At 43.0% G+C, this 22,920-nt stretch carries 25 protein-coding genes; 23 read left to right on the forward strand and 2 right to left on the reverse strand.

Annotated features, from left to right (window positions below; all coding sequences use genetic code 11):
* The first annotated feature begins 24 nt into the window (after positions 1-24).
* The 5 genes from ELZ47_RS03150 (at position 25) to ELZ47_RS03170 (ending at position 3,496) form a co-directional block, all read left to right on the forward strand.
* Positions 25-960, forward strand: coding sequence for a manganese-dependent inorganic pyrophosphatase (locus ELZ47_RS03150; RefSeq protein WP_126435238.1), 936 nt, complete (start codon positions 25-27; stop codon positions 958-960).
* Between the two features lie 92 nt (positions 961-1,052).
* Positions 1,053-1,565, forward strand: coding sequence for a YiiX/YebB-like N1pC/P60 family cysteine hydrolase (locus tag ELZ47_RS03155; RefSeq protein WP_126435239.1), 513 nt, complete (start codon positions 1,053-1,055; stop codon positions 1,563-1,565).
* On the forward strand, positions 1,558-2,211 hold the full coding sequence (locus ELZ47_RS03160; RefSeq protein ID WP_126435240.1) for a DUF1803 domain-containing protein: 654 nt from the start codon (positions 1,558-1,560) through the stop codon (positions 2,209-2,211). The genes ELZ47_RS03155 and ELZ47_RS03160 overlap by 8 nt, the downstream gene beginning before the upstream one ends.
* A 100-nt stretch (positions 2,212-2,311) precedes the next feature.
* Positions 2,312-2,506, forward strand: a complete 195-nt coding sequence (locus ELZ47_RS03165) for a CsbD family protein (RefSeq protein WP_002894655.1) — start codon at positions 2,312-2,314, stop codon at positions 2,504-2,506.
* Positions 2,507-2,740: 234 nt separating this feature from the next.
* On the forward strand, positions 2,741-3,496 hold the full coding sequence (locus tag ELZ47_RS03170; protein ID WP_164549629.1) for a CPBP family intramembrane glutamic endopeptidase: 756 nt from the start codon (positions 2,741-2,743) through the stop codon (positions 3,494-3,496).
* Between the two features lie 45 nt (positions 3,497-3,541).
* On the opposite strand, the gene ELZ47_RS03175 is transcribed toward ELZ47_RS03170, so the two are convergent.
* Positions 3,542-4,987, reverse strand: coding sequence for a UDP-N-acetylmuramoyl-L-alanyl-D-glutamate--L-lysine ligase (locus ELZ47_RS03175; protein WP_125331153.1), 1,446 nt, complete (start codon positions 4,985-4,987; stop codon positions 3,542-3,544).
* Positions 4,988-5,073: 86 nt separating this feature from the next.
* On the opposite strand from ELZ47_RS03175, the gene ELZ47_RS03180 reads away from it, so the two are divergent.
* The 12 genes from ELZ47_RS03180 (at position 5,074) to ELZ47_RS03240 (ending at position 16,759) form a co-directional block, all read left to right on the forward strand.
* Positions 5,074-6,702, forward strand: a complete 1,629-nt coding sequence (locus ELZ47_RS03180; RefSeq protein WP_126435241.1) for a putative polysaccharide biosynthesis protein — start codon at positions 5,074-5,076, stop codon at positions 6,700-6,702.
* 156 nt (positions 6,703-6,858) lie between these two features.
* Positions 6,859-7,956 (forward strand): cystathionine gamma-synthase, encoded by a 1,098-nt coding sequence (locus tag ELZ47_RS03185; RefSeq protein WP_164549544.1) that lies wholly within the window; start codon positions 6,859-6,861, stop codon positions 7,954-7,956.
* Position 7,957: 1 nt separating this feature from the next.
* Positions 7,958-9,124 (forward strand): MalY/PatB family protein, encoded by a 1,167-nt coding sequence (locus tag ELZ47_RS03190; protein WP_125331156.1) that lies wholly within the window; start codon positions 7,958-7,960, stop codon positions 9,122-9,124.
* A gap of 163 nt (positions 9,125-9,287) precedes the next feature.
* Positions 9,288-9,917, forward strand: coding sequence for a uracil phosphoribosyltransferase (upp, locus tag ELZ47_RS03200; protein ID WP_126435243.1), 630 nt, complete (start codon positions 9,288-9,290; stop codon positions 9,915-9,917).
* An 80-nt stretch (positions 9,918-9,997) separates the two neighbouring features.
* Positions 9,998-10,615, forward strand: a complete 618-nt coding sequence (locus ELZ47_RS03205; protein WP_223313447.1) for an ATP-dependent Clp protease proteolytic subunit — start codon at positions 9,998-10,000, stop codon at positions 10,613-10,615.
* A 161-nt stretch (positions 10,616-10,776) separates the two neighbouring features.
* Positions 10,777-11,046: a YlbG family protein gene (locus ELZ47_RS03210; RefSeq protein ID WP_002920616.1), complete on the forward strand. Its 270-nt coding sequence runs from the start codon at positions 10,777-10,779 to the stop codon at positions 11,044-11,046.
* Positions 11,047-11,134: 88 nt separating this feature from the next.
* Entirely contained in the window at positions 11,135-12,295 is a 1,161-nt protein-coding gene (locus tag ELZ47_RS03215; RefSeq protein ID WP_002905096.1) for an ABC transporter substrate-binding protein, read from the forward strand.
* Positions 12,296-12,540: 245 nt separating this feature from the next.
* Positions 12,541-13,410, forward strand: coding sequence for a branched-chain amino acid ABC transporter permease (locus ELZ47_RS03220; protein ID WP_125331160.1), 870 nt, complete (start codon positions 12,541-12,543; stop codon positions 13,408-13,410).
* Positions 13,411-13,413: 3 nt separating this feature from the next.
* Positions 13,414-14,367, forward strand: a complete 954-nt coding sequence (locus ELZ47_RS03225; RefSeq protein ID WP_125331161.1) for a branched-chain amino acid ABC transporter permease — start codon at positions 13,414-13,416, stop codon at positions 14,365-14,367.
* On the forward strand, positions 14,367-15,131 hold the full coding sequence (locus ELZ47_RS03230) for an ABC transporter ATP-binding protein (RefSeq protein ID WP_125331162.1): 765 nt from the start codon (positions 14,367-14,369) through the stop codon (positions 15,129-15,131). Before ELZ47_RS03225 ends, ELZ47_RS03230 begins: the two co-directional genes overlap by 1 nt.
* The gene (locus tag ELZ47_RS03235; protein ID WP_002894681.1) at positions 15,131-15,841 is read left to right on the forward strand and encodes an ABC transporter ATP-binding protein; all 711 of its coding nucleotides are present in this window, start codon (positions 15,131-15,133) and stop codon (positions 15,839-15,841) included. The genes ELZ47_RS03230 and ELZ47_RS03235 overlap by 1 nt, the downstream gene beginning before the upstream one ends.
* 261 nt (positions 15,842-16,102) lie before the next feature.
* Positions 16,103-16,759 (forward strand): CBS domain-containing protein, encoded by a 657-nt coding sequence (locus ELZ47_RS03240; protein ID WP_125331163.1) that lies wholly within the window; start codon positions 16,103-16,105, stop codon positions 16,757-16,759.
* A gap of 35 nt (positions 16,760-16,794) precedes the next feature.
* Here the strand turns inward: ELZ47_RS03240 and ELZ47_RS03245 are convergent, their stop codons facing one another.
* Entirely contained in the window at positions 16,795-17,682 is an 888-nt protein-coding gene (locus ELZ47_RS03245) for a YitT family protein (RefSeq protein WP_125331164.1), read from the reverse strand.
* A 313-nt stretch (positions 17,683-17,995) separates the two neighbouring features.
* On the opposite strand from ELZ47_RS03245, the gene tmk reads away from it, so the two are divergent.
* The 6 genes from tmk (at position 17,996) to serC (ending at position 22,914) form a co-directional block, all read left to right on the forward strand.
* Complete coding sequence (tmk, locus tag ELZ47_RS03255) at positions 17,996-18,634, forward strand: dTMP kinase (RefSeq protein ID WP_125331165.1); 639 nt, start codon at positions 17,996-17,998, stop codon at positions 18,632-18,634.
* Positions 18,631-19,521 (forward strand): DNA polymerase III subunit delta', encoded by an 891-nt coding sequence (locus tag ELZ47_RS03260; protein ID WP_125331166.1) that lies wholly within the window; start codon positions 18,631-18,633, stop codon positions 19,519-19,521. The genes tmk and ELZ47_RS03260 overlap by 4 nt, the downstream gene beginning before the upstream one ends.
* A 24-nt stretch (positions 19,522-19,545) precedes the next feature.
* Positions 19,546-19,863, forward strand: a complete 318-nt coding sequence (gene yabA, locus ELZ47_RS03265; RefSeq protein ID WP_002894690.1) for a DNA replication initiation control protein YabA — start codon at positions 19,546-19,548, stop codon at positions 19,861-19,863.
* A gap of 2 nt (positions 19,864-19,865) precedes the next feature.
* On the forward strand, positions 19,866-20,735 hold the full coding sequence (gene rsmI, locus ELZ47_RS03270) for a 16S rRNA (cytidine(1402)-2'-O)-methyltransferase (protein ID WP_125331167.1): 870 nt from the start codon (positions 19,866-19,868) through the stop codon (positions 20,733-20,735).
* Positions 20,736-20,820: 85 nt separating this feature from the next.
* Complete coding sequence (locus ELZ47_RS03275) at positions 20,821-21,585, forward strand: DpnI domain-containing protein (RefSeq protein ID WP_126435244.1); 765 nt, start codon at positions 20,821-20,823, stop codon at positions 21,583-21,585.
* 237 nt (positions 21,586-21,822) lie between these two features.
* A complete protein-coding gene (serC, locus tag ELZ47_RS03280) occupies positions 21,823-22,914 on the forward strand; it encodes a 3-phosphoserine/phosphohydroxythreonine transaminase (protein ID WP_125331169.1) in 1,092 nt (363 codons plus the stop codon).
* Positions 22,915-22,920 lie beyond the last annotated feature (6 nt).

Genomic DNA, 22,920 nt, shown 5'->3' on the forward strand with positions numbered 1-22,920 from the left:
TTTATATAAAAGAAGAGGTTTATCATGTCTAAAATTTTAGTTTTCGGTCACCAAAATCCTGATTCAGATGCTATCGGTTCATCTTACGCTTTTGCTTACTTGGCTCGCGAAGCTTATGGCTTGGATACAGAAGCTGTTGCTCTGGGTGAGCCTAATGAAGAAACAGCCTTTGTTTTAGATTACTTTGGCGTGGCTGCACCGCGCGTGATTACATCTGCCAAGGCAGAAGGGGCTGAGCAAGTCATCCTGACAGACCACAATGAATTCCAGCAGTCTGTGGCGGATATTGCTGAAGTTGAAGTTTATGGCGTGGTGGACCACCACCGTGTTGCTAACTTTGAAACAGCTAGTCCACTTTACATGCGATTGGAGCCAGTTGGTTCAGCTTCCTCTATTGTTTATCGTATGTTCAAGGAGCACGGTGTAGCAGTTCCAAAAGAAATTGCAGGATTGATGCTGTCTGGTTTGATTTCTGATACTCTCTTGCTCAAGTCGCCAACAACTCATCCGACTGACGAGGTCATTGCACCAGAATTGGCTGAGCTGGCTGGTGTCAACTTGGAAGAGTATGGTTTGGCAATGCTTAAGGCAGGTACAAACTTGGCTAGCAAGTCTGCAGAAGAATTGATTGACATCGATGCGAAAACATTTGAGCTGAATGGAAACAATGTCCGTGTGGCACAGGTCAACACAGTTGATATTGCTGAAGTCTTGGAGCGTCAAGCAGAAATCGAAGCGGCTATTGAAAAAGCAATCGCTGATAATGGCTACTCTGACTTTGTCTTGATGATTACAGATATTATCAACTCCGACTCAGAGATTTTGGCTATCGGAAGCAATATGGATAAGGTCGAAGCAGCCTTCAACTTTGTTCTTGAAAATAACCATGCTTTCCTTGCAGGTGCTGTTTCTCGTAAGAAGCAAGTGGTGCCTCAACTGACAGAAAGTTTTAATGCTTAAAGAGCTCATTTGAGGAAATAAGTTACTAGATGAGGGCTATTCCCCTCATACTTAAAAAGGGGTCTCGGCTCCTTTTTTGATAGGCGAGAGAAATGAAGATTCAAGATTTACAAGACGGAGATTTGATTTTTACAGTCAGATCTTCAGAAATTGCAGCAGCCATCCGAGCAGCAACTGGTTCATATAGTCATGTGGCCATCTTTTTTAATGGTGAGATTTATCATGCAACCCATGAGAATGGTGTTGTCAATCAAGATTTGTCTGATTTTTTGCAGGATGAGGATGTTTATGACGTATATCGCTATCCAGCTATTGATGCAGATGCTGTCTTTAAAAGGGCCAAATTGCATCTAGGAAAGCCATATAATTTCAGCTTTTATCCGCAGTCCGAAGGTTTTTACTGTTCGGAGTATATTGCGGAAATTTTGCCGGTTTTTGATACGATTCCCATGCAGTTTGGCGATGAGGGAAATCTGATTTCTGATTTTTGGCAGGAGTATTATCGAGAATTAGGCTTAGATGTGCCCTTAAATCAGCCTGGGACGAATCCTAGCCAGTTGGCTCAGTCAAGCAAACTAATCTATAAAGGAGAACTCCATGATTAAAATCATCAATCCCAGCCGCTTGACGCGCCAGCCTTTTTTTCAGGAGCTGATTGATTATTTGGATCAGCATGAGGCAGTGATTCTACGGGAGATTAAGAGAGAGTTTGAGGGCGTGGCTAATATTGACCGTTCGATAGAAGAGTATATCAAGGCAGGCTTCATTCGGCGGGAAAACAAGCGATATTACCTGACTCTGCCTCTTGTGGAAAGTTTGGAGGATTTGCGTTTGGATCAGGAAGTCTTTATCCGTGATGACAGTCCCCTCTATCAGGAGCTGTTGGAGCTACGCTTTGAAACCCAGCTTTCCAATCAGACTAATGCGGCGCTCTTGATGGAAGAGACAGATTTTCAGCGGGATAAGCTGACCTTGGCTAATTATTTTTACAAGATGCAGCGCCACTTTCCGCTGTCTGAGGCACAAAAGCCCCTCTATGCTGTCTTGGGCGATGTCAATCCCGAATATGCACTCAAGTATATGACGACTTTTCTCCTCAAGTATGTCCGCAAGGATGAGCTCATGCAGAAGCGGCGCGACATTTTTGTCGATAGCCTAGTAATCTTAGGTTATATTCGACAAAACGAAGTAGGCAAGTATGAGTTGCAGGCCAGCTTTGATAAGGAGAGATTGACTTTCCAGCTAGACTGATCTTCCCATAGAATGAGCAGAATATTTGACCTTTGAAAAGAAAAAACTTATACTACTGTAAACGGTATCAGAAACCGTAAAAAAGAATGGAGGCAAAATTATGTCACTAGAAAATAAATTTGATCAAGCTAAAGGCGCTGTTAAAGAAGGCGTGGGCAAAGTTACAGGCGATAACAAGACAGAGGCAGAAGGCTTTGTAGAAAAAACAGTTGCCAAAGCCAAAGAAGTTGCTGAAGATGCTAAAGAAGCTGTAGAAGGTGCCGTTGAAGGTATCAAAAACAGCTTGGATAAATAAGAATAGTGAGAAGAGAGTTAAAATTTAACTCTCTTTTTTCCTTTCCAAGTAGAGATGAAATCTTTTTTCACCTTCTGTTTGTAAATGAAAAACGAAACAGGTAGCAGTAAACAGCAATAAAAAAGTTTTATAAATTTGTAAATAATAAAAATTTAAGCTTTTCACGCTAAGATAGAAATATAAAAAAGAACCTGCAATGGTGATATGAATTTACAGGTGGTGAAAGGAAGGATGATGAAACTATTGATGCACTTACGCCCCTCTAAGCCTTTGAAAGAGCTGAAGTGGTTTGATATTGCTGTGATTACCCTGCTTATGTTTGGGCAGTTTATTTACCGCTCAACGGAGCTTTATCTAGCTAGCTTTGCGCCAACCGCCAGCACAGGAGCTACTGAAACGGTGACAAATACAGCCAGCGAAGGAGCGGCTTTTTCTAGCAACTTCAATTTTCAGCTACTGATGCTGGTCTTGTCCATTCTTTATCTATTGCTTCGGCGCTTTGACTTTAAGCAGCTTCCCATCCGTATGAGCTGGTCGGTTCTCCTTTGGACTCCTCTTATTTTTGTAGCGGTAGGGTTCTTTGGTGACATTGTGACGACACTGAGCGGCGAGTACAATTACTTTGATCCAACTCTCTGGTCTTATGTGGACTTGCTAGAAATTTTTAGGAAATTTGCTGAACTGTCACCTATGGCTATTCTCTACGGACTTCTCAATGGCTTCTATGAGGAATTCTTCTTTCTGGGGCTTATGACCTCTGTTAAGGATAAGTATAAGTGGTGGGCGCTGGCCTACTCTACTATCATTCGGATTTCTTTCCATACCTATCAGGGCATGCTGTGGGCTTTGGTTATCGGAGTGGTATACGGTCTCTTTTACTATTTCCTTTACAAGTACAAGGTCAAGAACCTCCTGCCTTTCTTTCTCATGCACGCCTTGGCGGATATGTTTGGCTCCAGCTTGATGTACGTTCTGATTAAATGGCGGTAACTTTTACAAAACAACAATAAAAAGGCGATATACTCGCCTTTTTTCTTATAAATACTTTTCTGCTAGGGCATAGTCTCCTGGATAGGCTACTTTTTCTCCTTCTACGATCTGGTAAGCATCCGCTCCTTTACCGGCCAGAATGACGGCATCTCCCTCTCGCTCAGTTAGACTGAGAGCTTTTTTGATGGCTTCTTCTCGGTCGGCTATTTTTTCCACTGGATAGGAGATGTAGGATGCGATTTCCTCCGCAATGGCTAGAGGATCTTCATAGTTGGGGTCGTCCGCAGTTAAGATAAGGGTCAACTCAGGATGCTGATTGAGTAGGAGACCGAAGTCTTTGCGGCGACTTTCACCCTTGTTTCCGGTAGCACCCAAGAGGAGAATAATCTTGCCCTTCTGGTGTTCCTGTACCACAGACAGTAGGTTGCTTAGGCTGACGCCGTTGTGAGCATAGTCAACGAAGACCTTGGCGCCGTTTTTCTGAGTCAGAACTTCCATACGGCCTGGGACTCGGGTTGCGGCAATTCCTTTTTTGATGTCTTCGAGGCTAGCACCCAGACGCAGACAGGCAAGACCAGCCGCTACTGCATTTTCCTGATTGAAGCTGCCGATGAGCTGGATATCGTAGTGGCCAGCTAATTTACCAGCAGCTTCAAAGCTGAAAGCCTGAGAATCTATGATGGTATTGCTAGAGTCTGCTCCATAGAAATCGTGTTCCATAGAAGTGACTTGATCTTTCACGATTTGGAAATGGTCCATGTCGCTATTCACGATAACTGCTCGGCTATTGTCCATCAAGAGCCGCTTATTGTAGAAGTAATCTTCAAAGGTTGGATGCTCGATAGGACCGATATGGTCGGGGCTGATATTAAGAAAGACACCCACATCAAAAGTTAGGCCATAGACCCTTTTCTTGAGATAAGCCTGACTGGAAACTTCCATGATGAGATGAGTCCGATCATTTGCAAGGGCTTGAGCCATCATTTTGATGAGATCCAGACTCTCTGGTGTTGTCAGAGTTGACTTGAAGAAGGTCTCGCCATCCAAAGTGGTATTCATAGTCGAGAGCAGGGCAGGCCGATGACTTTGGGAAAGGATCTGATAGGCAAAATAAGCTGTAGTTGTCTTGCCCTTGGTGCCAGTAAAGGCCAGCAGTTTGAGCTTTTTCTCAGGATGGCCGTAAAATTCCATGGCTAAGAGACTCATGGCCTGCTTGACATCGTTGACCAAGAGGACCGGAATGCCCACTTGAAAGTCTGTCTCGCTGATATAAAAGCGCAGGCCAGCTGTGACGGCTTTTTCTAGAAATTCTTTCTTAAAAGCCTCACCCTTGACAAAAAAGAGGGTAGAGGCATCCACTTCCCTGCTGTCATAGCTGATACTATCGAAAGTTAAGCCGCTGTAGGAGAAGAAGTAATCTCCGTCTTTAACAATATCACGAAAATTATGGTCTTTTTTTAAAATATCTAATACGGTTTCAATTTTAATCATAAATCTATTGTAAACCTTATGGCTGGGTTTTACAAGAGGCAAGGAAAAGTTTATAATAAAAGAAGAATAAATAGAAGAGGTTTTCTATGAGCCAAGAAACAACAAGCCAGCAGCAGCAGATGCTGCGGGGAACTGCCTGGTTAACTGCCAGCAATTTTATCAGTCGTCTTCTGGGTGCCATTTATATCATTCCTTGGTATATTTGGATGGGCAAGCACGGCGCCGAGGCCAACGGCCTTTTTACTATGGGCTACAATATCTATGCCTGGTTTTTACTGATTTCGACAGCCGGCGTGCCAGTGGCAGTGGCCAAGCAGGTAGCTAAGTACAATACCATTGACAAGGAAGAGCACAGTTTCACTCTCATCCGAGAGTTTCTCAAGTTTATGCTGCTTTTAGGAGCTGTCTTTGCGGTCATCATGTACCTGCTCTCACCAGTTTTCGCTTCCATGTCAGGTGGTGGCTCAGACTTGGTGCCTGTTATGCAGAGTCTGTCCTGGGCTGTTTTGATTTTCCCATCGATGAGCGTTATCCGAGGCTTTTTCCAAGGTTTTAACAATCTCAAGCCTTATGCCATCAGTCAGATTGCGGAGCAGGTCATTCGGGTTATCTGGATGCTGCTGACAGCCTTTTTCATCATGAAAATTGGTTCTGGCAACTATGTAGAAGCGGTTACCCAGTCAACATTTGCAGCTTTTATTGGTATGTTGGCCAGCATGGCTGTCTTAGCCTTCTATCTCTGGAAAACAGGGATGCTGACTTCCATCCTTCATAAGCCTGTTAATGCTACAGAGATTAATGGCCGTGCCCTCCTTTGGGATACTATCCGAGAAGCCATTCCTTTCATTATCACAGGCTCTGCCATTCAGCTTTTTCAAATTATTGACCAAGCTACCTTTATCCATGTCATGGGTTGGATCAGCAAGTACAGCAAGTCCGAGCTCTTGGTTCAGTTTGCCTATTTCTCAGCCAATCCTAATAAAGTCACCATGATTTTAATTGCAGTGGCAACCTCTATCGGTGGTGTCGGGATTCCTCTCTTGACGGAGAACTATGTCAAAGGTGATTTCCGCTCGGCTGCCCGCTTAGTGCAGGATAATCTCAGCATGCTGATTTTCTTTATCCTGCCAGCAACCATTGGTGCTGTTTTGGTAGCGGAACCTCTGTATACTGTCTTCTATGGCAAGCCAGATGGCTTAGCACTGGGACTTTTCATCTTTGCTATGCTGCAGACCATCATCCTCAGTCTATATACGGTGTTGGCTCCGATGATTCAGGCCCTCTTCCAAAATCGAAAAGCTATTATTTACTTCCTCTATGGAGTAGGAGTCAAGCTGGTGCTGCAAGTGCCATTGATTTATATTTTCAAAGCTTATGGACCTCTTCTTGCGACGACAGTTGGCTTGATTATCCCAATCTTGCTCATGTATCAGGAAATTCGCAAGGTAACTGGTCTGAATCCTAAGAACCTCTTTAAACGGAGTCTCCTGTCAGTGATTCTGACGGTTCTGATGACCATCTTTGTCTTGGTAGCAGAACTGCTCATTGGACTCTTCTTCCATCCTAGCGGACGGATTTCCAGCTTTGTCTATATAGCCCTAATTGGCGGCATTGGCCTCGTTATTTATGGCGGTCTGGCGCTCAAAGTTCGCCTTATGGATCGCTTTATCGGTTCGAAAGCAGCCAGTCTGCGCCGACGTTTTCATATCTATTAAAAAGCCGCTAGGCTTTTTAATTTTTAGCTTTGTTTTTTTAAAACATCAACATTATAGTTTCAAACTATAGCTAGCTCTTGAAAAGAAAAAAGATAAATGTTTTCAAAAGATGTTACAATAGAGGGTGAAATATTAGCGAAGGATTGGAAGGTTAATATGAGTAAGGACGTAAAATTAAATACATTACTGGCTCAGGCTGGGGTTAAAACAGATGAAGCAACTGGTGCCTTAACAACACCCCTGCATTTTTCAACGACCTACCAGCACCCTGAGTTTGGCCAGTCAACAGGTTATGACTATACTCGGACCAAGAATCCAACGCGGGTTAGCTTGGAAGAAACTCTGGCTGCTATCGAAAGTGCAAATTATGCCCTAGCGACTAGCTCTGGTATGTCGGCTATTGTGCTGGCCTTTAGTGCTTTTCCAGTCGGCAGCAAGGTTTTGGCTGTTCGGGATCTCTATGGCGGCTCTTTCCGCTGGTTTGCTCAGGCTGAAGCAGAGGGGCGCTTTGCCTTTACCTATGCCAATACGGAAGAAGAGCTTCTGAACAAATTGACAGAAGATATAGATATTGTCTATATAGAGACACCAACCAATCCTCTTATGGTGGAGTTTGACATTGCCCGCATTTCCAAAGCAGCTCATGAGAGAGGGGCAGCTGTCATTGTGGACAATACCTTCTACAGTCCCATTTATCAAAGACCACTGGAGGATGGAGCAGATATTGTTCTACACTCTGCGACCAAGTATCTAGGCGGGCACAATGATGTCTTGGCTGGAGCTATCATGACCAATGACGCTGCTATCTATGACAAGCTTTTCTATAATCTCAATACAACTGGGCCAGTTCTGTCTCCTTTTGACAGCTATCTGCTTTTGCGCGGCCTCAAGACATTGGCTCTCCGCATGGAGCGTTCTACTCAGAATGCACAAGAAGTAGTCGCTTTTCTGAAGACATCTCCTGCGGTAAAAGAGGTTCTCTATCCCGGCAAAGGTGGTATGATTTCCTTTAAAGTTGTGGACGAAGGGAAGATTCCTCATCTCTTAAATAGCCTGAAAGTCTTTACCTTTGCGGAAAGTTTGGGTGGAGTAGAGAGTCTGATTACCTATCCGACGACCCAGACTCACGCAGACATTCCGGTGGAGGTGCGTCATTCTTATGGCTTAACTGATGATTTGCTGCGCCTGTCAATTGGAATTGAGGATAGTCGAGATTTGGTAGACGATTTACGCGCAGCCTTGGAGAATGAATAATATGGGAAGATATAATTTTGAAAAAGCCCCCTGTCGTGTAGGGCATCATACTTATAAATGGAAAGAAGTGGAGAAGGACAAGGAAGTCCTGCCAGCCTGGATTGCAGATATGGATTTTGAAGTCCTGCCTGAAATTCAGCAAGCCGTTCATGACTATGCTAATCAGTTAGTCTATGGCTATACCTATGCTAGTGAGGAGCTGATCAATGCCGTTCTAGATTGGGAGAGGGATGAGCACGACTATACCTTTGATCGGGAAGCCTTGGTATTTATTGAAGGGGTTGTTCCTGCTATTTCGACGGCTATCCAAGCCTTTAGCGAGGAAGGCGATGCCATTCTCATCAACACTCCTGTTTACCCGCCTTTTGCCCGCAGTGTCAAGCTCAATAATCGTCAGCTTATTACCAATTCTTTGCTAGAGCAGGACGGCCTTTTTCAGATTGATTTTGAGCAGCTAGAGCGGGACATTGCAGATAATGACGTCAAGATTTATGTTCTTTGCAATCCGCACAATCCCGGAGGTCGAGTTTGGGAACGGGAAGTGTTAGAGAAAATTGGCCGCCTCTGCCAAAAATACGGCGTCCTCTTGGTCTCAGACGAAATTCACCAAGATTTGACCCTGTTTGGACATGAGCACCAGTCTTTCAATACTGTCTCGCCTGACTTTAAGGACTTTAGCTTGATTTTAGCCAGTGCGACTAAGACCTTTAATATTGCTGGAACTAAAAATTCCTATGCTGTGATTGAGAATCCTAGCTTGCGGCAACGATTTAAAAAGCGCCAGTTGGCCAACAACCAGCATGAAATTCCTAGCCTTGGTTTTTTAACGACAGAAGCAGCCTATCGTTACGGTTGGTCTTGGTTGATGGAGCTTAAGGAAGTTCTTGAGAAAAATGTGAATTTTGTCGTTGATTATTTTGCCAAGGAAGCACCTCGCGTACGGGTCATGAAGCCTCAAGGGACTTATCTGATTTGGCTGGACTTTTCAGATTATGGCCTGACAGATGACCAGCTCTTCCAGCTGCTGCGAGAAGAGGCAAAGGTCGTCCTGAATCGAGGAAGTGATTTTGGCCAAGAAGGCAAATGTCATGCCCGCTTAAATGTTGCTGCTCCAGAGACGATGGTTGAAGAAATCTGCTCCCGTATTGCAGAGGTATTGCCAAAATAAATCAAAAATTTTTTTGATTTATTTCTCAAATACCTTTATATTATGTGTTATAGTCTACGGAAGTAAAGTGCAGAAAATCCTTGAAAAGGCTTGCTTATGGCAAGCCTTTTCACTCTTTTTTTGATATAATAAGAAGAATAAATTGAAAGAAGGAAATCCAATCATGGGAAAACTTGAAGTTATTGCTCATCCGCTTATTCAGCATAAATTGTCTATATTGCGTCGTACAGATACCTCTACCAAGGCATTTCGTGAATTAGTAGATGAAATCGCAATGCTCATGGGATATGAAGTTTTGCGCGATTTACCACTTGAAGATGTAGAAATTGAAACACCGATTACGAAAACCATTCAAAAGCAGATTGCAGGGAAAAAATTGGCTATTGTTCCAATCTTGCGAGCTGGTATTGGCATGGTGGATGGACTTCTGAGCTTGGTTCCAGCAGCTAAGGTCGGCCATATCGGAATGTACCGTGATGAGGAAACCTTGAAGCCGGTTGAATACCTAGTCAAGTTGCCAGAAGATATTGACCAGCGTCACATTTTTGTGGTGGATCCAATGTTGGCAACGGGTGGTTCTGCGATCTTGGCGGTGGATTCTCTCAAGAAACGTGGTGCTAGCCACATTACATTTGTCTGCTTGGTTTCTGCGCCTGAAGGAGTAAAAGCCTTGCAGGAAGCTCATCCAGATGTTGATATTTTCACAGCTGCTCTGGATGACCATCTCAATGATCATGGTTATATCGTACCAGGACTGGGAGATGCAGGAGATCGTCTTTTCGGTACCAAGTAAAAGTTTCTATTTGACCTTTTTTGACCAAAAGGATATAATAGTTCCGTAATTTGAAATTCTATTCCCTAGTTTGATAGAAAATTTTAAAAAGAGAAAGAGAGAAAACTATGATTCCTGTAGTTATTGAACAAACCAGCCGAGGGGAGCGCTCCTATGATATTTATTCTCGGCTATTAAAAGATCGGATTATCATGCTGACTGGTCCAGTAGAGGATAATATGGCTAATTCAGTCATTGCCCAGCTCCTTTTCTTGGATGCACAGGACAATACTAAAGATATTTATCTCTATGTAAATACGCCGGGTGGATCTGTTTCAGCAGGTCTGGCTATTGTGGATACTATGAACTTCATTAAGTCTGATGTTCAGACCATTGTTATGGGTGTAGCTGCCAGCATGGGAACGGTCATTGCTTCCAGTGGTGCCAAAGGCAAACGTTTCATGCTGCCAAATGCAGAATATCTGATTCACCAGCCAATGGGCGGAGCTGGAAGTGGTACTCAGCAAACAGATATGGCCATTGTAGCTGAGCACTTGCTTAGAACTCGGAATACCTTGGAAAAAATCTTGGCTGAAAACTCTGGCAAGTCCGTTGAGCAAATCCACAAGGATGCAGAACGTGATTACTGGATGAGTGCTCAGGAAACCTTGGAATACGGCTTTATTGACGAAATCATGGAAAATAGCAATTTAAGCTAACATAGGAGGAGCCAAAAAGCGGCTCCTTTTTTGCTGCTTTGAATCTGACAAGCTAGCAAGTTCAGGTGTTTTAAGCTGACTATAAAGCTTTTGAGGGCTAGTTTTTTTGCCCTATCTTTGCTATAATCATCTAAGAAGTACATGGACCGGAAAGGAGCTTTATGATAGAAAGAGAAGAAAGGGTGGGCTTGATTGTCTATCTTTACTATAATCGAGATGCCAAAAAGCTGGCAAACTTTGGGGATATTATTTATCATTCTAAGAAGCATCGCTATCTGCATCTCTATGTCAAGCAAGAGGAAGCCCAGAACTTACAGGAGAATCTGCCCAAGGAGCGCTATGTTAAGCAAGTTCGGATTTCTCATATAAAAGAACTAGATCAAAACTTTGTTGGAAGCCTGTATAGAGAGCAAGAAAACGTTATCATTTGATAAAATTTTTATAAAGGGTTGACAATTGTCAGATAATTCGATATATTCTTACTATATCATCAAATAAATCACTTAAGGAGATTTCCGAATGAAGAAAAAATTTGCACTATCCTTAGTAGCTTTTGCTAGTGCGGCCCTTCTCGCAGCTTGTGGAGAAGTATCTAACAACAACTCAACAGCAACTGGTACAGAAATTGGCGATACGATTAAATTTGGTTTTAACTTTGAAGAATCAGGTGAAGTAGCAGCCTACGGTACAGCTGAACAACATGGTGCTCAGTTGGCAGTTGATGAAATCAACGCTGCTGGCGGTGTGGATGGTAAGAAGATTGAAGTTACTGATAAGGATAACAAATCAGAAACTGCTGAAGCATCTACCATCACCACTAGCTTGGTTACCCAAAGCAAGGTAAATGCAATCATTGGCCCTGCGACTTCTGGAGCGACAGCTTCAGCTACTGCAAATGCTGCTAAAGCAGGTGTACCAATCATTACACCAAGTGCGACACAGGATGACCTGACCAACAAGCAAGATTATCTTTACCGTGCAACCTTTATTGATAGCTACCAAGGTAAAATCATTTCTAAGTATGTCACTGACAACTTGAAAGCTAAGAAAGTTGTTCTTTACTATGATCAATCCAGTGACTACGCTAAAGGAATGGCGGATGCCTTCAAGAAGGAGTTCAAGGGTGAGATTGTAGCAACAGAAACTTTCCAATCCAAGGATACTGACTTCCAAGCTGCTTTGACAAAGATTAAAGGCAAAGAATTTGATGCTCTGGTTGTTCCAGGTTACTATACAGAAGCTGGTAAAATTGTCAATCAAGCGCGTGGTTTGGGCATTGACCAAACAATCGTTGGTCCTGATGGCTTTGGTGATGCTAAGTTCGTTGAGCAAGCAACTCCAGCTGCAGCTACAAATGTTTACTATGTATCTGGCTTTACAACTTCTGGTGAAATGTCAGAAAAAGCTAAGAAGTTTGTTGAAGCATACAAAGCTAAGTACAAAGAAGAGCCATCTATGTTTGCAGCTCTGGCATATGACTCTGTTTATATGGCAGCAGAAGCAGCCAAAGGTGCTAAAACTTCTGTAGATATCAAAGACAACTTGGCTAAGCTTAAAGATTTCGATGGAGTGACTGGTTCAATCACTATTGATAAAGATCACAATCCAGTGAAAACAGCTTTGATGATTGGCTTGAAAGACGGTCAAGTAGATACTGTAGAAACAGTTAAAGCGGAATAAGAGTTATGAGGCTGGGGCTATCCCAGTCTTTGACTTGTTTTCTATTTCTAGTTGCTTGAGCAAATTAGTAGATGATTTCTTTCTTTATGAATCTGCGGATTTGAAAGAGTATCGTTTTATAATCTATTCTTCTTCGTTTCTCAATCAACTATTATTCGTATTTTGGGAGTGGGATGATAAAATCACGACCTAGTCTGCTGATTTTTCTCCCATTCCTTATTTTATTATAGAAAGAGTGGTGTCTAATGCTCCAACAATTAGTCAACGGTCTAATCCTGGGTAGTGTTTATGCGCTTCTGGCTTTGGGTTATACCATGGTTTATGGGATTATTAAGCTGATTAACTTTGCCCACGGCGATATCTATATGATTGGTGCCTTTATGGGCTATTACTTGATTAATATCCTGAAGTTTAATTTCTTTCTTTCTCTCATTTTAGCGATGATTGGGACAGCGATTCTCGGTGTGATTATTGAGTTTTTAGCCTATCGTCCTCTGCGAAATTCGACTCGGATTGCGGCTTTGATTACAGCCATTGGGGTCTCTTTTCTTCTCGAGTATGGCATGATTTTCTTTGTCGGTGCCAATACCCGTTCCTTCCCGCAGGTTATTAAAACAGTACGCTTTAACTTGGGGCCGATTTCTATCTCAAATATTCAGCTGCTGATTTTGGGAATTTCGATTTTCCTCATGGTGGCTCTGCAGTTTATCGTGCAGAAGACAAAGATGGGTAAGGCTATGCGAGCTGTATCCGTAGATAGTGATGCTGCTCAGCTCATGGGAATCAATGTCAATCGCACGATCAGTTTCACCTTTGCTTTGGGTTCAGCTCTTGCAGGAGCCGCAGGTGTTCTAATTGCTCTTTACTATAATTCATTGGAGCCTCTGATGGGGATGACTCCAGGTATTAAGTCCTTTGTAGCAGCCGTTCTAGGTGGTATTGGAATCATTCCTGGTGCAGCGCTTGGTGGCTTTGTTATTGGTCTTTTGGAAACTTTTGCGACAGCGCTTGGATTATCTGATTTCCGCGATGCCATTGTCTATGCGATTTTGATTGTCATTCTTCTGATCCGTCCAGCTGGTATCCTTGGCAAAAATGTGAAAGAGAAGGTGTAAGGTATGAAAAAGAATTTAAAGGTAAATATTTTCTGGCTTGGCCTTGTCTTAATCGGCTACCTGCTGATGACAGTATTGGTTAGTGCCGGTGTTCTCAATGCTTTTTACATTCAAATCTTAGAGCAAATCGGAATTAATATTATTTTGGCTGTGGGGCTCAATCTCATCGTCGGATTCTCGGGTCAATTCTCTCTTGGGCATGCTGGCTTTATGGCTATAGGTGCCTACGCTGTAGCAATTATTGGCTCTAAATCACCAACTTATGGAGCTTTCTTTATTGCTATGCTGGCGGGAGCTGTCATTGCTGGTATTGTGGCTTTGGCAGTTGGTTTGCCAACACTACGTCTTAAAGGGGACTATCTCGCGATTGCGACTCTTGGTGTCTCAGAGATTATCCGGATTCTGATTATTAATGGCGGTACTTTGACGAATGGCGCAGCTGGTATCCTATCCATTCCGCCGTTTACTTCTTGGCAGATGGTCTATGTCTTTGTTGTTATCACAACTATTTTGACCTTGAATTTCCTGCGCAGTCCTATTGGCCGAAGTACTCTGTCTGTCCGTGAGGATGAGATTGCTGCCGAGTCTGTTGGGGTTAATACTACTAGAATCAAGGTGACAGCCTTTGTCTTGGGAGCTATCACGGCTTCTATTGCTGGCTCTCTTCAAGCTGGCTTCGTTGGTTCAGTTGTTCCTAAGGACTATTCCTTTACCAACACTATCAATATTTTGATTATTGTCGTTTTTGGTGGTCTAGGTTCTATGACTGGAACCATTGTAGCTGCAGTAGTATTGGGTATTCTCAATATGCTGCTGCAGGATGTATCCAGCATTCGGATGATTGTCTATTCTTTGGCCTTGATCTTGGTCATGATTTTCCGTCCAGGCGGACTTTTAGGAACTTGGGAGCTCAGTCTGTCTAAGCTCTTCAAAAAGAATAAGGAGGTCAAAGAATAATGGCACTTCTTGATGTAAAAAATCTAACTAAAAACTTTGGCGGTCTGACTGCTGTCAGCGATGTGACCTTGGAACTCAACGAGGGCGAGCTGGTTGGTCTGATTGGCCCTAATGGTGCAGGAAAAACGACTCTTTTCAATCTCTTAACGGGCGTTTATGAGCCGAGTGAAGGAACAGTGACACTAGATGGTCATTTGCTCAATGGTAAGGTTCCTTACAAGATTGCTGCTTTAGGTCTGGGGCGAACCTTCCAGAACATCCGGCTCTTTAAGGATCTTAGTGTTTTGGATAATGTTTTGATTGCCTTTGGTAATCATCATAAGGCTCATGTGTTGGCTTCCTTCTTCCGCCTGCCAGTCTACTACAAAAACGAAGAAGAACTCAAAGACCAGGCTTTGGAGTTGCTAAAAATTTTTGACTTGGACAAGGAAGCAGAAACCTTGGCTAAGAACCTAGCTTATGGTCAGCAGCGTCGCTTGGAGATTGTTCGGGCATTGGCAACAGAGCCTAAGATCCTCTTCTTGGATGAGCCAGCTGCAGGGATGAACCCTCAGGAGACAGCAGAGCTGACTGCATTGATTCGACGGATTAAAAACGAATTTAACATTACCATCATGCTGATTGAGCATGACATGAGTCTGGTAATGGAAGTCACTGAGCGAATCTATGTGCTGGAGTACGGCCGCTTGATTGCGCACGGAACACCTGATGAAATCAAGAATGACAAACGTGTTATTGAAGCTTATCTAGGAGGTGAAGCCTAATGTCCATGCTTAAAGTTGAGAATCTCTCTGTCCATTATGGCATGATTCAGGCTGTCCGTGATGTCAGCTTTGAAGTAAACGAAGGAGAAGTCGTTTCCCTGATTGGTGCCAATGGCGCTGGGAAAACGACCATTCTCCGGACTATTTCAGGCTTGGTTCGTCCAAGTGCTGGTAAAATTGAATTTGTAGGCAATGAAATTCAAAAAGTTCCTGCTCAAAAAATCGTAGCAGCTGGACTTTCGCAAGTACCAGAAGGCCGTCATGTCTTTCCAGGTTTGACCGTTTTGGAGAATTTGGAAATGGGCGCCTTTCTCAAAACAAATCGCGAAGAAAATCAAGCCAATCTCAAAAAGGTCTTCTCTCGTTTCCCACGCTTGGAAGAGCGTAAAAACCAAGATGCTGCAACCCTTTCAGGTGGTGAGCAGCAGATGCTGGCTATGGGACGGGCTTTGATGTCTACACCTAAGCTTTTGCTCTTGGATGAGCCTTCTATGGGCTTGGCGCCGATCTTTATCCAGGAAATCTTTGATATTATTCAAGATATTCAGCGACAAGGAACGACAGTTCTTTTGATTGAGCAAAATGCAAACAAGGCTCTCTCTATCGCTGACCGCGGTTATGTCCTTGAAACAGGTAAAATCGTTCTGTCCGGAACCGGTCAAGAACTCCTCGCTTCTGACGAAGTCCGCAAAGCATATCTAGGTGGCTAAAAATGTCTGGGAGACATTTTTAGGTTGTGGATAGAAAGTTACGATAGTAACTTAACATTTTGAAAAGGTCCATTGGACCTTTTTTCTTCTCTTAGATGTTAAGCTAGTTTAGTAGACTATTGTCTATCTTCAATTTTTCCAATCGCGGGATTTTTCTAAATTTTGAAAACTTAGGCAAAGGACTTGGAAGCGTTTGAAATCAGCTTCAAAATAAAGTATAATAAGTATAAGAATTATGGATAGGAAGTAGAGGGGACTTTTATGGCAGTTAAAGATTTTATGACGCGTAAGGTGGTTTATATCAGCCCAAATACAACGATTGCTCATGCGGCAGATATGATGCGTGAGCAGAAACTCCACCGTCTGCCGGTGATTGAGAATGACCAACTAGTGGGACTGGTGACAGAAGGAACGATTGCAGAAGCTAGTCCATCTAAGGCAACGAGTCTGTCCATTTATGAGATGAACTATCTTCTCAACAAAACCAAGGTTGGTGATGTTATGATTCGTGATGTGGTTACGATCTCTCAGTTTGCCAGTCTGGAAGATGCGACCTATCTGATGCTGAAAAATAAGATTGGTATCCTGCCTGTCGTGGACAATGAGCAACTTTACGGGGTTATTACTGACCGTGATATTTTCAAAGCCTTCTTAGAAGTGTCTGGCTATGGTGAAGAGGGAGTCCGTCTGCGCTTTGTCACTGAGAATAAGGTGGGGGTTCTTGAGCAGATAATCCGTCTTCTAGTGGAAGAAAATCTCAACATCTCCAATACAGTCAATATCCCACGCAAGGATGGCAAAGTCGTCATTGAAGTACAGTTAGCAGGTGATATAGACATGGAGCTTCTCAAGAAAAAATTTGAAGAGCATGCTATTGAGTTGGCTGAGATTACACATACTGCTGCAAAAGCTTTATAAATAAAATAAAAAAGCCTCATCGCTAGATGAGGTTTTTAACGTACAATAGGTTGTTTATTGGCATCTAAAGTGAAGCCTTCGCCCAAAATCTCATGGGCTTCGGTAATAGTAGTAAAGGCAAATGGATCGACTTGGTTGATGAGTTTTTTCATTTGCTGCATTTCATTACGGGAAACAACACAGTAGACAATTTGCAGATCCTGCTTGCTATAGAAGCCTTGCCCCTTGAGGTAGGTCACTCCACGATCCAGCTTGTCATTGATAGCTTCAGCTAGCTCAGTGGGCTTACTGGTAACAATAAGGAATCCCTTACCAGCAAAACCTCCTTCTGCAATTAGGTCAATGACGCGGGAGGTGATAAAGACAAACATGAGGGTGTAAGATACCATGCGTAAGTCTTTGAAGACTAGGAGAACCAAGGTAATGACTACAAAGTCAACCGTCAGCATAAGTCTGCCCATGGAAATGCTGGTGTATTTATTGAAGATGCGGGCCACAATGTCCGTACCGCCAGTTGTTCCGCCAGCATTAAAGATGGTGCCCAGTCCAATCCCCATAATAATCCCCGTTCCAAGACAGGCTAGTAAGACATCGCCGTCCAGAGCTGAGATAAAATAGTCTTGCAGGTGTTTGGAGGCAGGTAAGATTTCAAAAATTTTGAGCCAGGCTGACACAGAGAAAGTCCCTAGAATACTGAGGTAGAGGGTTCTCGAACCCAGTAGCTTCCATGCAATAATAAAGAGAGGAATGTTAATCACTAGGTTGGTCGTCGAGACAGGGATTTTAAATAGATAGTAGGTAATCAAGGTCAGACCCGTTGCTCCACCCTCATACAAATGAAAGGGAATGACCAAATAATGAATCCCAAAAGAAAAAATTCCAGCCCCAAAAATGATGGCCAGTACGTTTTTTAATTTAAACATAAGATCCTCCTAAATCTCTTTCCAGAAATTTCTTCTGAATATATTTTACCAAAAATTTAGCCTTTGTAAAACACTTTGAAAAAATATTTAAAGTTTTTTCTTATAATGGGCTTTTAGCTTTTTTTTTGGTAAAATAAACAATAGATAAAAAAGAGTGGGATGAAAATAATGAGTTGACGGAGTCAGCTCTTATCAGGCTGCTCAGCAATGTGGACGAACTCTGAAAAGCAGCTTATATCAAGCTTTAGGGCAAGTCTCATCTGCATTTTCTTATAAAGATTAAGAAATTAGAAGTTAGAGATTAAAGGTAAAGATGAAAAATGGTATTTTGATTTCGCTGGAAGGTCCGGAAGGGGCTGGAAAGTCGAGTGCGTTGGAAGCCTTGCTTCCTTTTTTGAAAAATTATGGCACTGGTCTGATTACGACACGGGAGCCGGGCGGTGTCCAGATTGCGGAGGCAATTCGCGAAGTGATTTTGGAGCCTAGTCATACGGCTATGGATGCAAAGACTGAGCTCTTACTGTACATTGCCAGCCGCCGCCAGCACTTGGCTGAGCGGGTTTTGCCGGCTTTGGCGCAAGGGAAAATCGTCTTGATGGACCGTTTTATCGATAGTTCGGTGGCCTATCAGGGCTACGGCCGTGGTCTGGATGTATCTGATATTGAATGGCTCAATCAGTTTGCGACAGATGGTCTCAAACCTGATTTAACCCTCTATTTTGATATTGATGTTGAAGAAGGGCTGGCGCGGATTGCTAGGAGTGAGAGCCGAGAGGTGAATCGGCTTGATTTGGAAGGTTTGGACTTGCATCAGCGGGTTCGGCAGGGCTATTTGGCGATTCTTGATAAGGAGCCCGAGCGCTTTGTAAAGGTAGATGCCAGTCAACCTCTGGATAAGGTAATAGCTGATAGTTTAGCCATCATTCAGGAACGATTTGGGAATCTGTCATGAAGATAAAAGATTTACAGAAAAGCCAGCCCAGCTTGTTTGAGCAGTTTCAGCATATTTTGGAACAGGGACGGCTTAGTCACGCCTACTTGTTTACCGGAGCTTTTGGCAGTTTTGAAATGGCCCAAATCCTGTCTCAGAGTCTCTTTTGCGAGAATAAGCAGGGCGTCTGGCCTTGTCAGTCCTGTCGTTCTTGTCGTTTGATTGCAGAAGAAGATTTTTCTGATGTAACGGTGGTGCGACCAGCTAATAACATTATCAAAACTGACCGAGTTCGAGAGCTGGTCCGAAACTTCTCTCAGAGTGGTCTGGAAGGCAGTCGGCAGGTTTTCATTATCTGCGATGCGGATCGGATGCATGTTAATGCAGCCAATTCCTTGCTCAAAGTCATTGAGGAACCACAGAGCGAGATTTATATCTTTCTCCTGACTGCTGATGAACAGCTGATTCTGCCGACGATTCGAAGTCGGACTCAGGTTTATCATTTTTTGAAAAATACAGCTGCTTTGCAGCACAGCTTGGAGCAGGATGGCTTGATTAAAAGTCGAGCGGAGCTACTAGCTGCCTATAGTCAGACTCAGTCAGAAGCGGAAAGCTTGGCTCATAATAACGCATTTTTTGAATTAGTCAGCGAATGCGAGCGCTTTGTCAAGGATTTTCAGACTCGCTCCAGTCAGGCATTTCTGCAGGTTTCACGTCTGGCAAAGCTGGCTGATGATAAGGATAAGCAGGAACAGGTCTTCAAGCTCTTGGAAGTGTTATTTTATAAGGATATAGCAACAGAAAGCGGTCGACAGGCCTTGGAGCAGCTTTTGCTGGCTCGGAAAATGTGGCAGGCCAATGTATCTTTTCAAAATGCTTTAGAATATATGACTTTGAAAGGAAAGTAAAAAGAGGCAGCACAGGAGTATAAAATGGATAAAAAAGACTTATTTGACGCCTTAGATGATTTTTCACAGACGCTTTTAGTGACCCTTGCTGAGGTAGAAGCTGTTAAGAAGAATCTCAAGAGTGTGGTAGAGGAAAATATTGCTCTGCATCTGGAAAATGACAAGCTGAGGGAGCGCTTGGGAGAGGTGGAGAAGGAAGCTCCGACCAAGACCAAGAAAAATCGGGATAATCTGCGCAAGCTTTACTATGACGGCTTTCATGTCTGTACGGATTTCTATGGCCAGCGCCGGGAGAATGACGCAGAGTGCATGTTCTGCGATGAATTGTTATTTAGGGAGTAGCGATGCAGGTTCAAAAAAGTTTTAAGGGCGAAACTGCCTACGGCAAGCTTTATCTGGTCGCAACTCCTATCGGCAATCTGGATGATATGAGCATCCGTATGGTCAATACCCTGAAAGAGGTTGACAGGATTGCGGCTGAAGATACGAGAAACACCGGCCTGCTGCTTAAGCATTTTGGCATTGAGACTAAACAGATCAGTTTTCACGAGCACAATGCCAAGGAGAAAATCCCAGTTCTCTTGGACATGCTTCAAAGCGGAAATGATATAGCCCAGGTTTCAGATGCTGGTCTGCCCAGCATTTCTGATCCTGGACATGATTTGGTTCAGGTAGCGCTAGAAGCTGGAATTACTGTAGTGCCAATTCCTGGTCCTAGTGCTGGAATAACAGCCTTAATTGCTAGCGGATTGGCTCCCCAACCGCATATTTTCTATGGTTTTCTGCCTAGAAAGGCTGGCCAGCAGAAGGAATTTTTCACTAGCAAAAAATCCTATCCTGAGACCCAGATTTTCTATGAATCGCCTCATCGGGTTCGGGTTACGCTGGAAAATATGTTGGCAGTTTATGGTGACCGCCAAGTTGTCTTGGTGCGCGAGTTGACTAAGATTCATGAAGAGTATCAGCGAGGTTTGATTTCAGACTTGCTGGCCTATACGGCTGAACATCCTCCTAAAGGAGAGTGTCTCTTGATTGTAGCTGGGGCGGCAGAAAATGCTTCACAAGAAATATCTCAGGACCAATTACTCGCTGAGATTGATCTTTTAGTTGAAGCCGGCAGCAAAAAAAATCATGCCATCAAGAACGTCGCCAAGAAATACGGCAGGAACAAGAGCGAGCTCTATGCGGTTTATCATGAACTGATAGAAAGTTGAAGACTTTAAAAATGTGTTTAATCATGCTCCCTGCTGTCAAATTTTTATAGTAGGTTGTTGATGTTTATCGTACTTCGAGGTTCTTATGCAATTACAGTTTAACTTAGCTTTAATTAAAAATTATAAAAGCAACAGTCAAAAGGCTCGTGTTTTGACAGAAGATTGGGCTGCTCGTCATAGCTATTGCCCAAATTGTGGTAAAACCCCTTTGAAACACTTTGAAAATAATCGCCCTGTTGCAGACTTCTTTTGCCAGAGTTGTTCAGAAGAATTTGAACTAAAAAGTAAGAAGGGAAATTTTTCTTCTATTATCAATGACGGTGCTTATGCAACTATGGTTGAGAGAGTACAAGCAGATAATAATCCAAACTTTTTCTTTTTGACCTATTCGGAAACTTATGAAGTTCAAAATTTTATAGTCCTTCCCAAGCAATTTATAACAGTTGACACTATAATTAAGAGGAAGCCACTTGGTCCGACTGCAAGACGCGCGGGTTGGGTAGGCTGCAATATCGATTTGTCACAAGTGTCATCAAAGGGAAGAATATTTCTAGTTAAAAATGGTCAGATTAGAGAGCCTGAACTAGTACATAAAGAATTTAGAGAGACCTTATTTCTTAGAAAGCAATCTTTTGCTACTAGGGGATGGTTGCTGGAAATTCTCAAATGCTTGGATAAAATCAAGGAGAGAGAGTTTACGCTTGAAGATATGTATTCTTTTGAAGAAAGCTTAAAACTCATTTTCCCTAACAACCATCATATTAAGGACAAGATTCGCCAACAATTGCAATTGCTAAGAGATAAAGGGATGATAGAATTTATTGGAAGAGGAAGATATAGGAAGTTATGAACATTGATTGAACACTTTCCATAGAAATTAAATCTTTAATTTTTCTATGTCTTCAGACTTAGTAATCCTGACTTAAAATCAGGATTTTTTTGTTATCTGGATTAGACAGTTGGTTTTGCTTATCTATATTTCAACAACGTTCGGGAATTATCTAAAAAAGAGATGATTTTCTGAAATAAAATAGATATTTTCTAAACTTTGTGATATGATATACAAAATAAATTTTGGAGGTAGGATATGACGATTTACAATTTTTCTGCTGGACCGGCAGTATTGCCCAAGGAAGTCTTGAAAAAAGCTCAGGCTGAGTTTTTAGACTATGCCCAAAGTGGCATGAGTGTGATGGAGCTGTCCCACCGATCCAAGGAATTTGACGATATTATAAAAGAAGCTGAGAGCTTGCTGCGTGAGCTCATGGATATTCCGGACAATTACCGCGTGCTCTTCTTGCAGGGTGGAGCTTCTACTCAGTTTAGCATGATTCCCCTTAATCTAGCCCAAGGCGGCAAGGCCTATTACCTAGTGGCTGGATCTTGGGGAAAGAAAGCTTACACCGAAGCAGTCAAGCTGTCTAAGTTCATTCCATTTGAGACTATTCTTTTAGCTTCGTCAGAGGATTTAAATTACACGGAAATTCCTTCTTTTGATGAAAAGGAGATTGATCCGCAGGCGGCTTATGTGCATCTGACAACCAATAATACTATCGAAGGAACGGCTATTTATGACCTGCCTGCGACCAATGGCGTGCCGATTGTGGCGGACATGTCTTCTAATATCCTGGCTGCTCAATACCGAGTAGAGGATTTTGGTTTGATTTATGCTGGGGCTCAGAAGAATATCGGACCTGCTGGCGTGACAGTTGTTATCATCCGAGAAGACCTGCTGGATGACGAACCAGTTCTATCTAGCATGTTGGATTACCGCATTCATGCGGACAATGGCTCTCTTTACAATACACCACCGACTTTTGCCATCTATATGGCCAAACTGGTCTTTGAGTGGGTCAAGGAGCTGGGTGGCGTAGCAGAAATGGAAAAGCTCAATCGGGAAAAATCTGGCCTTTTGTACGACTTCATTGAGCAGTCTGACTTTTATCGCAGTCCAGTCCGTTATAAGCAGCAACGCTCAGTAGCCAATATTCCCTTTGTGTCTCCTAGCCCAGAGCTGGACGCCAAATTTAACAAAGAGGCTGCAGCAGCGGGATTCAAGAATATCAAGGGGCACCGCAGCGTAGGCGGTATGAGAGCTAGTCTCTACAATGCCTTTCCGCTCCAAGGTGTCAAGGACTTGATTGCCTTTATGCAGAAATTTGAAGAAGAGAATTCTTAGGGGAGG

The sequence above is a fragment of the Streptococcus sanguinis genome, assembly GCF_900635155.1.
GTDB lineage: Bacteria > Bacillota > Bacilli > Lactobacillales > Streptococcaceae > Streptococcus > Streptococcus sanguinis_G.